General features: G+C 63.7%; 14 protein-coding genes and 1 rRNA gene. 9 read left to right on the top strand and 6 right to left on the bottom strand.

Going from position 1 to position 14097, the window contains the following annotated elements; translation table 11 throughout:
* Positions 1–247: 247 nt before the first annotated feature.
* Positions 248–1315, top strand: coding sequence for an alanine racemase (gene alr / locus FFS45_RS28560; RefSeq protein ID WP_137957990.1), 1068 nt, complete (start codon positions 248–250; stop codon positions 1313–1315).
* Between the two features lie 124 nt (positions 1316–1439).
* Complete coding sequence (locus tag FFS45_RS28555) at positions 1440–1868, top strand: TOBE domain-containing protein (protein WP_137957989.1); 429 nt, start codon at positions 1440–1442, stop codon at positions 1866–1868.
* 41 nt (positions 1869–1909) lie between these two features.
* On the opposite strand, the gene FFS45_RS28550 is transcribed toward FFS45_RS28555, so the two are convergent.
* Together FFS45_RS28550 and FFS45_RS28545 are read right to left on the bottom strand one after the other, a co-directional pair.
* Positions 1910–3397: a HAMP domain-containing sensor histidine kinase gene (locus FFS45_RS28550; RefSeq protein WP_137957988.1), complete on the bottom strand. Its 1488-nt coding sequence runs from the start codon at positions 3395–3397 to the stop codon at positions 1910–1912.
* Entirely contained in the window at positions 3394–4155 is a 762-nt protein-coding gene (locus FFS45_RS28545) for a response regulator transcription factor (protein ID WP_137957987.1), read from the bottom strand. The genes FFS45_RS28550 and FFS45_RS28545 overlap by 4 nt, the downstream gene beginning before the upstream one ends.
* 217 nt (positions 4156–4372) lie before the next feature.
* Here FFS45_RS28545 and msrB point away from each other — a divergent pair, with 217 nt between their 5' ends.
* The 5 genes from msrB (at position 4373) to FFS45_RS28520 (ending at position 9066) form a co-directional block, all read left to right on the top strand.
* A complete protein-coding gene (gene msrB / locus FFS45_RS28540; RefSeq protein WP_137957986.1) occupies positions 4373–4885 on the top strand; it encodes a peptide-methionine (R)-S-oxide reductase MsrB in 513 nt (170 codons plus the stop codon).
* Between the two features lie 64 nt (positions 4886–4949).
* Positions 4950–6797 (top strand): cytochrome c biogenesis protein DipZ, encoded by a 1848-nt coding sequence (locus FFS45_RS28535; RefSeq protein ID WP_137957985.1) that lies wholly within the window; start codon positions 4950–4952, stop codon positions 6795–6797.
* A gap of 137 nt (positions 6798–6934) precedes the next feature.
* Positions 6935–7621 carry a peptide-methionine (S)-S-oxide reductase MsrA gene (gene msrA / locus FFS45_RS28530; protein ID WP_249362970.1) on the top strand — a complete coding sequence of 229 codons (687 nt, stop codon included), beginning with the start codon at positions 6935–6937 and terminating at the stop codon, positions 7619–7621.
* 139 nt (positions 7622–7760) lie between these two features.
* Positions 7761–8114 carry a gamma-glutamylcyclotransferase family protein gene (locus tag FFS45_RS28525; protein WP_137957983.1) on the top strand — a complete coding sequence of 118 codons (354 nt, stop codon included), beginning with the start codon at positions 7761–7763 and terminating at the stop codon, positions 8112–8114.
* 13 nt (positions 8115–8127) lie between these two features.
* Positions 8128–9066: a glycoside hydrolase family 6 protein gene (locus tag FFS45_RS28520; RefSeq protein WP_137957982.1), complete on the top strand. Its 939-nt coding sequence runs from the start codon at positions 8128–8130 to the stop codon at positions 9064–9066.
* Positions 9067–9076: 10 nt separating this feature from the next.
* Here the strand turns inward: FFS45_RS28520 and FFS45_RS28515 are convergent, their stop codons facing one another.
* On the bottom strand, positions 9077–9991 hold the full coding sequence (locus FFS45_RS28515; protein WP_137957981.1) for a LysR substrate-binding domain-containing protein: 915 nt from the start codon (positions 9989–9991) through the stop codon (positions 9077–9079).
* A 104-nt stretch (positions 9992–10095) separates the two neighbouring features.
* Here FFS45_RS28515 and FFS45_RS28510 point away from each other — a divergent pair, with 104 nt between their 5' ends.
* The gene (locus tag FFS45_RS28510; protein ID WP_137957980.1) at positions 10096–11379 is read left to right on the top strand and encodes an MFS transporter; all 1284 of its coding nucleotides are present in this window, start codon (positions 10096–10098) and stop codon (positions 11377–11379) included.
* A 170-nt stretch (positions 11380–11549) separates the two neighbouring features.
* Positions 11550–11795, top strand: a complete 246-nt coding sequence (locus FFS45_RS28505) for a hypothetical protein (RefSeq protein WP_137957979.1) — start codon at positions 11550–11552, stop codon at positions 11793–11795.
* Between the two features lie 15 nt (positions 11796–11810).
* Here the strand turns inward: FFS45_RS28505 and FFS45_RS28500 are convergent, their stop codons facing one another.
* The 3 genes from FFS45_RS28500 to rrf form a co-directional block, all read right to left on the bottom strand.
* Positions 11811–12758, bottom strand: a complete 948-nt coding sequence (locus FFS45_RS28500) for a cupin (protein ID WP_137957978.1) — start codon at positions 12756–12758, stop codon at positions 11811–11813.
* A gap of 176 nt (positions 12759–12934) precedes the next feature.
* Entirely contained in the window at positions 12935–13864 is a 930-nt protein-coding gene (locus tag FFS45_RS28495) for a LysR family transcriptional regulator (protein WP_137957977.1), read from the bottom strand.
* A 124-nt stretch (positions 13865–13988) separates the two neighbouring features.
* Positions 13989–14097: ribosomal RNA gene (rrf, locus tag FFS45_RS28490) — 5S ribosomal RNA — on the bottom strand; the annotation flags it as partial.

Genomic DNA, 14097 nt, shown 5'->3' with positions numbered 1-14097 from the left:
GACAGAGCGCTAAACCGGAGCCGCACCGGCCATCTCGACAGGCATTTTTTATACTGAAATTCGATAAAAATACAGTAACAAAACCTGAAAACGACGATTTATCCTAGTGCCCGAAACTGGGCTGCACGCAAAAGCTGGTTGAAAAGCGGGCCGATAGCCGCTCCCCTGACCGGCTTCGATCCGGCTCCCCGCCCCTGCAAGCGGCCTGCTCGCCGACTCTCTCCACCTACTCCCAACGAGGACATCAATGCCCCGCCCGATTGCTGCCCGGATTCACCCGGATGCTGTTCGCCACAATCTTGAACTGGTCCGCCAGCGCACGCCCGGCGCGCGCATCTGGGCGATCGTCAAGGCCAACGCTTATGGGCATGGCATCGAGCGCATCTATCCGGGGCTGAGCGAGGCCGACGGCATTGGCCTGCTCGACCTCGACGAAGCGGTGCGGGTGCGCGCCCTCGGCTGGACCAAGCCCGTGCTGCTGCTCGAAGGAATCTTCACGCCGGATGACGTCGCGGTGGCCGACGAGTTGCGCCTGAGCGTCGCCGTGCATTGCACGGAGCAACTCGACCTGCTGTGCGCAGCCAAGGTAAAGCAGCCGATCGATATCAATCTGAAGATGAACTCCGGCATGAATCGCCTGGGCTTCCGGCCGGATGCGTTCCGGGCTGCGTGGGAACGCGCGAAAGCGTCGGCGTCGATTGGCGAGATCACGCTGATGAGCCACTTTGCCAGCGCCGACGAAGGCGACCTGGACTGGCAAGTGGAGCGTTTCGACGCCGCTACCCGCGAGATTCCCGGCGCGCGCTGTCTCGCCAACTCAGCAGCGGCGCTATGGCATCCGCGCGCGCACCGCGACTGGGTGCGGCCAGGCATCGTGCTTTATGGCGGCTCGCCCTCGGGCGTATCGAGCGATGTCGCGGATATTCCGCTGCGCGCGTCGATGAGCTTGACGAGCCAGATTATCGGCACGCAAACCTTGTCGCCGCAGGAGACGGTCGGCTACGGCCGCAAGTTCGCGGCGAACGAGCCCATGCGCATTGGCGTGGTGGCTTGCGGCTACGCAGACGGCTACCCGCGGCACGCGCCGACCGGCACGCCGATCGCCGTCGACGGCACGCTGACGCGAGTGGTCGGACGCGTGTCGATGGACATGCTGACGGTCGATCTCTCGCCCTGCCCCAACGCTCGCGTCGGCTCGCAGGTCGAACTCTGGGGCAATCGGGTCAAGATCGACGACGTGGCGCACGCCGCCGGGACGATCGGCTATGAATTGATGTGCGCCCTCGCACGCCGGGTTCCGGTCGAGGCCGATTGATCCGCTGACGCGGCGCGTCATATATGACGTCCCGCGCCGCGCCTCTTCCCGTTACACTGTTTCGCCTGACCTCAACATCCGGTCCCCGCTCAGGGCGGCGTGGACCGCCTACCAGGAGATGAAGATGCGAACCAGTGCGCGCAATCAGTTTGAAGGGACCGTAGCCGAAGTGAAGCACGGCGCGGTGAACGACGAAATCGTACTGCGCACCAAGGACGGTCTCGACGTCGTCGCGGTGATCACGCACGGCAGTGCGACCTCACTCGGCCTCGCGCAAGGCAAGGCGGCCTTTGCGCTGGTGAAAGCCTCGTCGGTGCTGGTGATGGTGGATGTCACGAGCAGCCAGGTGTCGGCGCGCAATTTCATTTCCGGCACCGTAACCGCCGTCACCAAGGGCGCCGTCAACTCCGAGGTCACGATTGCCGCTGCAGGCGGCGCGCAGATCGCCGCCATCATCACCAACGAAAGCGTCGACCGCCTCGGCCTCGCCAGCGGCAAACCCGCTACGGCGATTTTCAAGGCGTCGAGCGTGATCGTCGGCGTGGATCAGTAAGCGTCCCGCTGCGCGCACTCGCGCAGCGTCAAGCCAGGCTCTCAGGCACGCGCGGTCTGGGCGACGTTGGCCGTCGGCAGTTCGAAGGCGAAGCTCGTCCCCGCGCCGGCGCGCTCCACGAGGCGGATCCGGCTATGGTGCAACTGCAGCATGCGCTGCACGATCAGCAGTCCGAAGCCGCCGCCACGATGCGCACCGCCCCCACCCAGCGGGCGCTCGAATAGCCCTTCGCGCAATTCCGCCGGAATGCCTGGGCCTGTGTCGCTGACCGTCACCTGCACCTTGCCGTCGCGGTATGCAAGTTCCACGTCGATTGCGCCTTCGGGCGGCGTATGGCGAATCGCGTTGTCGAGCAGGTTGGTCAGCACCCGCTCGATCATGCCGAGGTCCGCGCAGACGGCCGGCAGACGCTGCGGAATGTCGGCCCTTAGCTGGATGCGGCGAGCCTCGGCCGGCAACTCGAATTTCTGGAACACGTCCTGCACCAGATCGACCAGCGAAAAGTCCTCCAGCGCCGGCTGCACGTTGCCATGCTCGAGCCGCGCCAGCTCGAACAGCGCCTGTGCAAGCCGCCCGACCTTGACGCTTTGCGCGAGCGCGATCCCGAGATAGCGTTTGCGCTCGGTCTCGCTGAGCGTGTCCGCCTTTAGCGAGAGCGTTTCGAGGTAGCCGTGCAGCGATGTGAGCGGAGTGCGCAGATCGTGCGAAATATTGGCGAGCAATTCGCGCCGCTGCTGATCCTGGCGCGTCAGCGCGCGCCACTGCTCGCCGATGCGGTCCGCCATCTGCGCGAAGGTGGCCTCCAGCACGGCGATTTCATCGCGCCGTCCAGCTGCGGTCGAGCGCGGCACCTGAGGTTGGGTGTCCGGCTCGCCGTTGGCGTCGAACTGGCGCATCGCCTCGGTCAGGCGGCGCAGCGGCCGGGTGATCAGGCCGAACGCCACCAGGCCGGCGACGAGCCCCAGCAAGGCCACCAGCGCCATCGACCAGAGCGTGGTGCGCAACACCGAACTGGCGGCGACGCGCGCCGCCAGTTCATCGTGCGCCTCGCCGAGCAGCACCACGTAGATATAGCCCGACGGCGGGTGCCCCGCCATTTGCAGCGGCGCGGCGCTGAACACCTTATGGCCGTCCATGCTGCGCGGATCGTCGCCGAGGATCGGCAGTGCGCCGCCAGCAATGAAACGCCGGATCGGCCCCAGATCCACCCGTTCCCGCTTCACGCGTCCGGCGGGCGCATCGTCGCCTTCAATGCGCCCCTCGTTGTCGAGCAGATAGACCTCGACGCTCGGATTCACCGCCATCAACTGCCCGAACAGTTGCCGCACGGCGTCCGGGCGCAAGCCGTTCGCGTCGGTCAGCGACGTGCTGCTGGCGATGTGCGCGGCCAGGCCGCGCGAGAGGCCCTGCACGACCTCTTTTTCATGCAGGTCACTCGAACGGATCTGCAGCCAGGCCGACGCACCCGAGCAGGCGAGCAGCAGCGCCGAGAAGACGATCAGGAGCCGCTGGGTCAGGGTCAGGTTCACGGCGCATCCTTCGGGCGGGCGTCCGGCGCCGGCGCTGACGCTGCAGCGCTTTCGGACGGCACCGCCAGCTTGTAACCGTGCCCCCAGACGGTCAGGATGCGCGAAGGTTGTGCCGGATCGGCCTCGATCTTCGCGCGCAGACGGTTGATATGCGTATTGACCGTGTGTTCGTAGCCTTCGTGCTGATAGCCCCACACGGCGTTCAGCAGATCCATGCGCGAATACACCTTGCCCGGATGCTGGGCGAAGAAATACAGCAGATCGAATTCGCGCGGCGTCAGCTCGATGCGGCGGCCTTCGACGGCCGCCTCGCGCGTCAACGGATCGATCGTCAGGCCGGCGAGCTGCAAGGTGCCGGCGTCGATGCGCGAGTCTTTCGCCATGGCATCGACGCGCCGCAGCAACGCCTTCACCCGCGCCACCAGTTCGAGCACCGAAAACGGCTTGGCAAGGTAATCGTCAGCGCCGAGTTCGAGGCCGAGAATCCGGTGCACTTCGCTCGAGCGCGCACTGGTGATGATGATCGGCGTATAACGGGTCATGGCGCGAGCGCGCCGGCAAATCTCCAGGCCGTCGACGCGGGGCAGCATCAGGTCGAGAATCAGCGCATCCCAGCCGCCCTGCTCCAGCAGCCGCAGCCCTTCGTTGCCGTCGGCGCTGTGCACGACTTCATAGCGTTCGTCGCGCAGATGCAGGCTCAGAACGTTGGCAATGTCGACGTCGTCTTCGACGATCAGTACGCGCTTCGGATGATCCATGGGGCTTGGGATGCCGGTCGGGCCGTGGTTAGCGTCAGGGGAGCGGTTAGCGGCGCGCGCCGCGCAAGGCTGCTGTTACAGAACTGCCGTTACGTCATTGTGCAAAATTTCCCAGCTGCGAGTTGTCACATTTAATTTAACTTTTCGTGAGGACTTCGACACCGCCCGCGACCTAGCATGACGGCACTAACCGCACATTGGCACCCAGGAGCCCATCATGCAGAGTCGCAGACGCTTTCTGTTCACCGGCACAGCCGCCGTGGCGGCGCTCGCTGCCGTGAGCCGCTGGCCCCGGCTGTCCGCAGCGCCGGCGGACGCCGGCCAGCCCGCCGGCGGCTTCGAATTCACCCGCACGAACGCCCAATGGCGCCAGATGCTGACCCCGGAACAGTATATGGTTCTGCGCGGGGAAGGCACGGAACGCCCGTATTCGAGCCTGCTGAACGTCGAGCATCGCGCCGGGGTGTTTTCCTGTGCGGGATGCCGGCTTGACCTGTTCTCGTCGCGCACCAAGTTCGACAGCCATACGGGCTGGCCAAGTTTCTGGGCGCCGCTCGACCACGCCGTGGCGACCCGGGAAGACGGTTCGTTCGGCATGGTGCGCACGGAAGTGCACTGCCGGCGCTGCGGCGGCCATCTCGGACACGTGTTCGACGACGGCCCCAAGCCCACCGGCCTGCGCTATTGCATGAACGGCGTGGCGATGAACTTCACGCCGGCGGCAAGCTGATCCCACTGAGCCCGCCTGCGAGCGGCTGACGCCCTGACCCAAGCCTCTATCCTCTGGAAAAATCATGCTTCTCATCGTTCTCGCCTACCTCGGCGGCGCCCTGACGATCCTCAGCCCGTGCATCCTGCCGGTGCTGCCGTTCGTCTTTGCGCGCGCCGATCAGCCGTTCGTGCGCAGCGGTCTGCCGCTACTCGCCGGTATGGCGCTCACCTTCGCGCTGGTGGCGACGCTGGCCGCCGTCGGCGGCGGCTGGGTAACCCAGGCCAACCAGTACGGCCGCTGGCTCGCCATCGCGCTGTTGGCCGTGTTCGGGCTCACCTTGCTGTTCCCGCGCTTTGCCGATCATCTGATGCGTCCGCTGGTCAGCGCCGGCAACCGGCTCTCGAACTTCGCCCAGGCCGACGGCCAGCAGGTGCGCGCCAGTTCCTCGTTCCTGCTCGGCATTGCCACGGGGCTGCTGTGGGCGCCCTGCGCGGGGCCGATCCTTGGCCTCGTGCTGACCGGCGCAGCGCTGCGCGGCGCGAGTATCGGCACCACCTTGCTGCTGATCGCCTATGCGGCCGGGGCGGCCACCTCGCTGGCAGTCGCGCTGCTGATCGGCGGCCGGGTGTTCACAGCCATGAAGCGCTCGCTCGGCGCCGGAGAATGGATTCGCCGCGGCATCGGTGCGGCGATGCTGGCCGGCGTGGTCGCGATTGCGTTTGGGCTCGACACAGGCGTGCTGACACGGGTGTCGACCGTAGCCACCGGCGGCATCGAGCAGAAGCTGGTCGACCGGCTGTCGCCGGGCGCGAAGATGACGGCCAACGCCGCCGCTGTTGCAAACCCTAACGCTGCCTCCGATACAGCCGCTGCCAACCCAGCCAACGCAATGGTGGCGACATCGGGCAGCATGATGCGCGCAGCCCAGCCTGTGAGCGACACGGCGCCGCCGTTGCCCGTCGAAGGCGAGCTGCCCTCGCTGAACGGTGCCGTCCAGTGGCTGAACTCGCCGCCGCTCACGGCACAGAGCCTGCGCGGCAAGGTCGTGCTGGTCGACTTCTGGACTTACTCGTGCATCAACTGCCTGCGCTCGCTGCCGTATGTGAAAGCGTGGGCGCAAAAGTACAAGGATCAGGGGCTGGTTGTGATCGGCGTACACGCGCCGGAATTCGCCTTCGAACGCAATGTCGACAACGTCAAGAAAGCTACGCATGACCTCGGCATCGACTATCCGGTGGCAATCGACAACAACTACGCCATCTGGCGCTCGCTCAACAACGAGTACTGGCCGGCGCATTACTTTGTCGACGCACAGGGACGCATTCGCTACCACCACTTCGGTGAAGGCGACTATGCGCAGTCGGAAAAGGTCATCCAGCAACTGCTGACCGAAGCGGGCCACGCGGGCGCAGCGGATGTCCCGACCGGCTTGACCAGCACCAGCGTCCAGGGTGTGGAGGCAGCCGCCGACAACACCGATATGCGCTCGCCGGAAACCTATATCGGTTACGCGCGTGCCGAGAACTTCGTTTCGCCGGGCGGTGAAACCGAGGACAAGCTGCACACGTACGCGGCGCCGGCACAACCCGCGCTCAACGAATGGGGTCTCGACGGCAAGTGGCGCGTCGGCGCCGAGCACGCAACGCTCGCGGCGGCATCCGGCGGCATCGTCTACCGCTTCCATGCGCGCGATCTGCACCTGGTGCTGGGTCCGGACAAGGACGGCAAGCCCGTGCGGTTTCGCGTCAGCATCGACGGCGCCGCGCCGGGCGCTGCACACGGCAGCGACGTGAGCCCCGACGGCACGGGCACGGTGACGGAGCAGCGGCTCTATCAACTGGTGCGGCAAAACGGCGACGTCAAGGATCACACGTTCTCGATCGAGTTTCTCGACCCGGGCGTTGAAGCTTATTCGTTCACGTTCGGCTAATGCCGCGTGGAGCGGCGCTGTATCTGAATTTGAACTATCCGATGGACGTCATCACAGTCATCATCTAAGGAGTGACAATCGTGAGCAACATCTCCAGCAACGCGGCTTCTTCGCGCAAGCGTTCCTCCTTCGCCAAACTGGCTGGCGTCGTGGCGCTCGCCCTGGGTGTAGTCGCCGTGCAGCGCGTCGCGAACTCGGCCGAGGAGGCCACGCAAATCCCTCCGCCCGCGCAGGACGAACAGGTCACTGCTGCAACGCATAGCGAAACCGCCGTATTCGCCGGCGGCTGTTTCTGGGGTGTGCAGGGTGTATTCGAGCACGTGCGCGGCGTGAAGCAGGTCGCCGCCGGCTACACGGGCGGCGCGGCCAGCACGGCGCAATACGAAACAGTCAGCGACGGTGACACGGGTCACGCCGAATCGGTGCAGATTACCTACGACCCGACGCAGATCACCTATGGACGGCTGCTGCAGATTTTCTTCTCGGTCGCCCACAATCCGACCGAGCTGAACTACCAGGGCCCGGACCACGGCACGCAATATCGCTCGGCGGTGTTCCCGGTCAATCCGCAGCAGCGTACCGTCGCGCAGGCGTATATCGCGCAACTCGACAAGGCCCATGTGTTTTCAGCGCCGGTGGTCACGCGAGTGGAGGATTTCAAGGGCTTTTATCAGGCGGAAAACTATCACCAGAATTACCTTGTGCTGCACCCGGGCTATCCGTATATCGCGATCAACGACTTGCCCAAGGTCGCTAACCTGAAACGGATGTTTCCGGATCTCTATCGTAACGACCCGGTGTTGTTGAAGGTCGCATCGTCGTAGAAAGGCGCACGGCGGGCGCTGCGCACGCATGACCGGCGTGCGCAGTGCTTTTTACCGCACAGGCCAGGCAAATTACGTTATATCCTCAGGCAAATGACACTCCGCTTGCTCAGCCAGGCGGCACACACTTGAGGACTTCATGACGACACCCGCTCAATCGCCCATCCTGCTCTTCTCTTACGGGACGCTGCAGGACAAAGCCGTGCAACTGGCTAACTTCGGCCGCGAGTTGAAGGGGCGTCCCGACGCGATGCTCGGCTACGAACAGACCTGGGTGGAAATCGTCGACCCGCAAGTGCTCGCGACCAGCGGCAAAACACACCACCCGATCATCAAGCCCGGCGCCAATCCGAGTGAGGAAATTGCCGGCATGGTGTTTGAAATCACCCAGGCAGAACTCGAAGCGGCGGACCGCTATGAGGTGGCCGACTATAAACGCGTGAGCGTGACGCTGAAATCCGGTGCCGAGGCCTGGGTGTACGTGAGCGTTTGAGCGCCGAGGCCGGATGATGAAGCGCCTCCTGCAAATTGTCAGCATCGTGTTGACCGCGCTTTTTGCCATCGGGCAGGCGTGCGCCGCCGATTCGTTCTACACCGATCCCAACTCCGAGGCCGCCGTCTGGGTACGCGCGCACGCGGACGATCCACGCGCGGCAAAGCTCGCCGCCGCTATCGTCCACGTGCCGACCGCCCAATGGTTCGGTAGCTGGAACCGCGACGTGCAGGCGGCCGTGCGCCAATATGTCGACGCCGCCAACGCCGCACACCAGACGCCAATGCTGGTCGCCTACAACATTCCCGGCCGCGACTGCGGTGGAGCGTCGGCGGGCGGGTCGGCCGATGCTGACGCGTATCGCGCATGGATCGATGCGTTCTCGCAAGGCATCGGCAAGAGCAAGGCAATGGTGGTGGTCGAGCCCGACTCGCTCGCCCAACTCGACTGCTTCAAGACGGCCGAGGCTCAGCAAGCCCGGCTGGATCTGCTGCGCTATGCGGTTTCGCGCTTGCGCCTCAACGCGCCCGAGGCCGACGTTTATCTCGACGCCGGCAACGCTCACTGGATCGCCGCCGACGTCATGGCGGGCCGTCTTCACGACGCCGGCATCGACGAGGTGAAGGGATTCGCCTTGAACGTATCGAATTTCTACACGACGCAAGAATCGCTGGCGTATGCAAACGCCGTCAACGAACTGCTGTCGAACCGCTACGGTTTTACGAAATCGGTTGTGGTGGATACCAGCCGCAACGGCAATGGTTCGGAAGGTCAATGGTGCAACCCCGCGAGCGCCAGACTGGGCGAGCCGACTGGAGAGCCGTCCGGGCAGATCTGGCTCGCATGGATCAAGAATCCGGGCAATTCCGATGGGCCGTGCGGTATCGCGCCGACCGTGAAAGCGGGGGTGTTTAGTCCGGATCTGGCTGCGCACCTGATTGACGGGGAGTGAAGCGGGGGCCTCAGGTCTCTTCCGACGCCCCCGCCCCAATCTCCTTCGCAAGCGTAACGAACAGCGCCTCCTGCGGTGACAACTCGCCGGCGCGCAACACCATCCACATGGCGGAGCGTGCGCCCTTGCCGCGCAGCGGCCGGTATGCCACGCCGTCCACCTTGATGCTGCGCAACGAGGTCGGCACAAGCGCGACCCCGAGTCCGGCCGCCACCAGGCCGATGATGGTCGGCGATTCCCGCGCCTCCTGAGCAAGCTGCGGCGTAAAGCCTGCCTGCTGACACAGCGCGACGATCTGGTCGTACACACCGGTGCCGCTCTCGCGCGGGTACATCACGAACCCTTCGTCCTTCAACGCGCCCACCGCGAGCGCGCCTCCCTGCAAAGCCAGCGGGTGACGCGCAGGCAGAACGGCCACGAGCGCGTCCTCGAAAAGGCGGATGACCTGCAAAGTCGGCGGTAAATCCGGCCGCGCCGTGTCGCGCACGAAAGCGACTTCCATCCGCCGCTCCAGCATCGCCGTCAACTGTTGCTGCGTGGTCAGTTCCTCAAGCCTCAAATGTACTTCCGGCAAGCGGCGCCGGAATTCGAAAATCAGCTTCGGGATGACCGAACTAAAGGCGGACGAGCCGGTAAAACCCACCCGCAACTCACCGAGTTCGCCGCGCTGGGCCCGCCGCGCCACCTCGCCCGTGCGCTCCGCCTGCGCCAGCAGAGTACGCGCTTCGGGCAGCAGCGCCTTGCCTGCGGCCGTCAATTCCACGCGCCGGTTGGTCCGCTCGAACAGGCGCGCACCCAGCTCGTCTTCGAGCACCCGGATCTGCTGGCTGAGCGGCGGCTGCGCGATATTCAGGCGTTGCGCGGCCCGCCCGAAATGCAGCTCTTCGGACAGGACAATGAAATAGCGAATTCGGCGAAGGTCCATGATATCCATTATGTATCATTTGCAGCCAAATCGATATTGGACACCCGCATGATCCGACCTCATGATTGGGCCACGATTGGAACTGCATATGGAGTAACCGAAACATGGGCAAGCACGACGTCAACCTGTTGACGGCCGTCATCTCGACCGCTGGCGAGGCGCCTCGCGAACGGACAGGAAAAATCGAGCACGGCACGCCGGCGTTCTGGCAAACCAACTTCGCGCTGTTCGCCGCCGGGTTTGCGACTTTTGCGCTGCTCTACTGCGTGCAGCCGCTAATGCCGCTCTTTTCGGCGGATTTCGGCGTCAGCGCCGCGGGAGCAAGCCTTGCCCTCTCGCTGACCACGGGGCTGCTGGCAGTGACGATGCTTGTCGCGGGCGGGCTATCGGAGGCTTGGGGACGCAAGCCGATCATGGTGGCTTCGCTGTTGCTCTCGGCGGTGTTGACCGTTATTTGCGCCACGGTTCCGCACTGGCCGACCCTGCTTGTCATGCGCGCGCTGATGGGGATCGCGCTCAGCGGTCTGCCGGCGGTGGCGATGGCATACGTCGGCGAGGAAATGCATCCACGCTCGCTCGGTCACGCGATGGGACTGTATGTCGGAGGAACCGGTCTGGGCGGAATGGCGGGACGTCTTTTGACCGGCGTGATTACCGATGTCTGGGGATGGCGCTCGGCGGTGCTGGTGATCGGCCTGCTCGGCATACTGAGTGCGGCGATCCTGTGGCGGTGCTTGCCGCCGTCGCGTCACTTCGTGAAGCGCGAGCTGCGCGTGGCGCCTTTGGTGCGCGCCTTCGGCACTCACTTGCGCGACAGCATTCTGCCCTTGCTGTTCGTCGAAGGTTTCCTGCTGATGGGCAGCTTTGTCACCGTGTACAACTATGTCGGCTACCGGCTGGTTGCGGCGCCCTTCTCGCTGAGCCAGACCAAAATTGGCCTTATTTTCGCGGTGTATCTGTTCGGTATCGTCAGTTCCGCGTGGGCAGGCAGTCTCTCCGGAAAGCTCGGGCGCCGGGTCGTGCTGCCGGCCTCATTGATCCTGATGCTGGTTGGAACGGCTATCACGCTGTCGAACCAGATATGGGTCATCGTGTTTGGGGTCGCAGTGTTGACGATCGGCTTCTTTGGCACGCATTCGGTTGCCAGCGCCTGGGTCGGCGCACGGGCCCAGGTCAGCAAGGCGCAGGCGTCGTCGCTGTATCTGTTTGCCTACTACCTGGGGTCGAGCGTGGTCGGTTCGCTCGGCGGAGTGTTCTGGAATGTGCGCGGCTGGCACGGCGTGGTTGCGATGGCTTGCGCGCTGTTGCTGGTCGCGATTGGGATCGCGCTGTGGTTGTACCGGTTGCCGGCGCGGGAGGGGTTGGCGGTGGGGGGTGGGGTGAAGTGAAGTAGTGGAAGCTCCTGAGGTGCACGCCTTGAGGATTCCTCGTCACGGTTTCAGGTCAAGCCCGATTGTCCGGTTCGCGGAAGAGATTGTCCGACCCGTGCTAGCATTCCGTGCTCTTGCGGTCTTGTTCGCCGAGTGATCTGAATATTGTTGTAAGTCTGGAGGTTGTTGTGGCGTTGGAACATCGTGGCTTTCGAGTAAATGTTGATGTGGTGCCGGATGAGCTTGGCGTGCAGTGGGTGTGCCGGGCCCTGATTGAACGTATCGATGGCGATAGCCAGAAAGGGGCCCCCGTTGGCCCGGAACTGACCATCCCGCGGGTCAAGATCGACCCGCTGATGGCCATCAGCACGCTCGAGCATCGGGCCGCAGTGGTGATTGACGAATTCTGTGACCAAGGCCACGTTGCGGCCTGATACAGACCACTCCAGTCAATGCGCGAAGCGGATGTCGAGCGCTCGCAAGTAAGTCTGCAGGCCGGCATCCTGAATCGGAATCACGTAGCCGTTCTGGTCCGATTCGTTGAAATGGGCATGCCAGTAGCCCGGAGGCGTCACGAAGACCATGCCCGGCTCCCAGTCCACACGTTGCGGATTGAGAATGTTGCCGTTCTCGTCCAGTTCGGTGCCGACCAGTGTGTAGCAGCCGGGCTTGCAGTCCGAGATGAAGTCCAGCGCGATCGACTGATGGCGATGCGGCTTTTGCATCGTCTTCGCTGCGACAACACCGAACATCGCCCAAAGCACGTGCGTTACGGTACGCGTCTGCGGGAAATTCGAGTTGCCCAGCAGAATGCTCACGCGGTTGCGTTGGCCCGCACCGGTCGCGCTTGATACCTTTTTCAATTCCTCTTGCGCGCGCGATGCCGGGTAATGCGTCGGTTTGAAGCGCGGTTTCTGCACGCTAGCGCCCATGTAGGCGAGCAGCGGCGCGTCGTTGACGTAGTACAGGCGAGCCGTCGATTCGGCCGTCAGTGTCATCGATTCGCCGCCGGGGAACGTAAAGAAGTCGCCCTTGCTGAACTGGAACGCGCTCTTGCCTTGCGACGCGATGCCGGAACCGTCCACCGCGTAGAACACCATCGAAGTAGCGTTCGGCTTGAGCGTCGCCTTCTCGCCGGCCAGCACGCGTACGAAGTTGGCCGACAGGCCCGGACCGGTTGCGGGACCTTCGCAGCCGAGCTCGGCTGAAAGATCAAGCGGGATCACGCGGGTCGGACCGCTGTCGTACAGCGAAGCGGAAAACGAATGGTACGGAACGCGCGAGATCAGCTTCGCGCCGATCGGATTCGCCGATGAGGTGTATTCGAAGTACTGTGCGTCCTCGGTTGTCGCCGAAGCATCCCGTTCCAGCGTAGGGAGTGCGGTCCTCTCGAGCATGTCGATCTCCTATAAAGGGTTTAGCAGAAGCCACCGCATGTGCGGTGGGTTCGTCAGCTCGCGCCAACGTCTGGAACCCACTATAAAAAGAGACCGCTTCCGCGAGAACGACTCGCCTCGGGAATCAGTTTTGCGGAAAGGGGCCTACCGCAGCGGAGGCTGATCGGTCCGGCCGGTTACGGATGGACCCAATAATCGTCACTGCCGAAAATCTTGGCGTAAAAGTCGACAAAGGCTCGCACCTTGGATGAGACCACTTTCTTTGGTGGATAAACGGCCCAGATTGCCGGGTCCAGGCGCGTAGGCCGCGCTTCCCAGTCGACTAGCAGCGCCATTAGAGTGCCGGCACGCAACTCGGCGCCGATGCTCCATTCAGGCAGCAACGCAATGCCGCAACCGGCGACGGCAAGATCGATGATGGCGTCGGTATCGTTCGCCCTCACCTGGCCGCTGAGCTGAACCGTCACGTCCTTCGCTTTCGATTTGGCCTTTCGGCGGCTAAGGATCCATTTGTCGTCGACGGCGCGCGAGAAACGCAACGCCGTGTGACGGCTCAGCTCCTCCGGCGTCTCGGGTGCACCGTGAGCGGCGACGTATGCAGGGCTCGCGCAGACGATGCGCCTATGTGCGGCAAGACGCCGTGCCATGAGTTGCGAATCGGGCAGCACGCCGATCCGGATAGCGAGATCCACTTCGCTCTCGATGAGGTTGATCACCTCGTCCGAAAAAATCATGTCCACGCCAATGCGTGGGTGCTTTTGCAGAAACTCCGGTAGATGCGTCACCACATGCTTGCGGCCGAACGAGGTCGGCATGGTGACACGCAGCACGCCTTGAGGCGAGGCATTCAGTGACGACGTCACGCTGCGCGCTTCGTCCATGGCGTTCATCGCCACCAGCGCATGCTCGCGAAAAACGCGGCCGCCTTCGGTGAGCACAAGACCACGCGTGGAACGATTGAAGAGAGCAATGCCCAGATCACCCTCGAGCTCCGTGACGTAGCGGGAGACGGTGGAGGTCTTCAGCTCCATTTGCTGCGCGGTCTTGCTGAAGCTCTGCAAGTCGGCAGCACAGAGGAAAGCGCGTACGGCGGCGAAATAGTCCATTAGTCGGAGACACGCATGCGACGTCAATGGGGGATTTATAGCATGGCTGGTACTGGTGTGTTTTCCGGACGCGTAAACGCAGAAACCCCACCGGTTAGGGTGGGGTTTCTGGTCTTGCTGGGGAGCCTGACGATTACCTACTTTCACACGGGTAATCCGCACTATCATCGGCGTGGAGTCGTTTCACGGTCCTGTTCGGGATGGGAAGGGGTGGGACCGACTCGCTATGGTCA

It is taken from the genome of Burkholderia sp. 4M9327F10, assembly GCF_005503145.1.
Lineage (GTDB): Bacteria > Pseudomonadota > Gammaproteobacteria > Burkholderiales > Burkholderiaceae > Paraburkholderia.
Note: the sequence above shows the minus strand (reverse complement) of the source record. Positions and strands in the feature narration are given on the sequence as shown.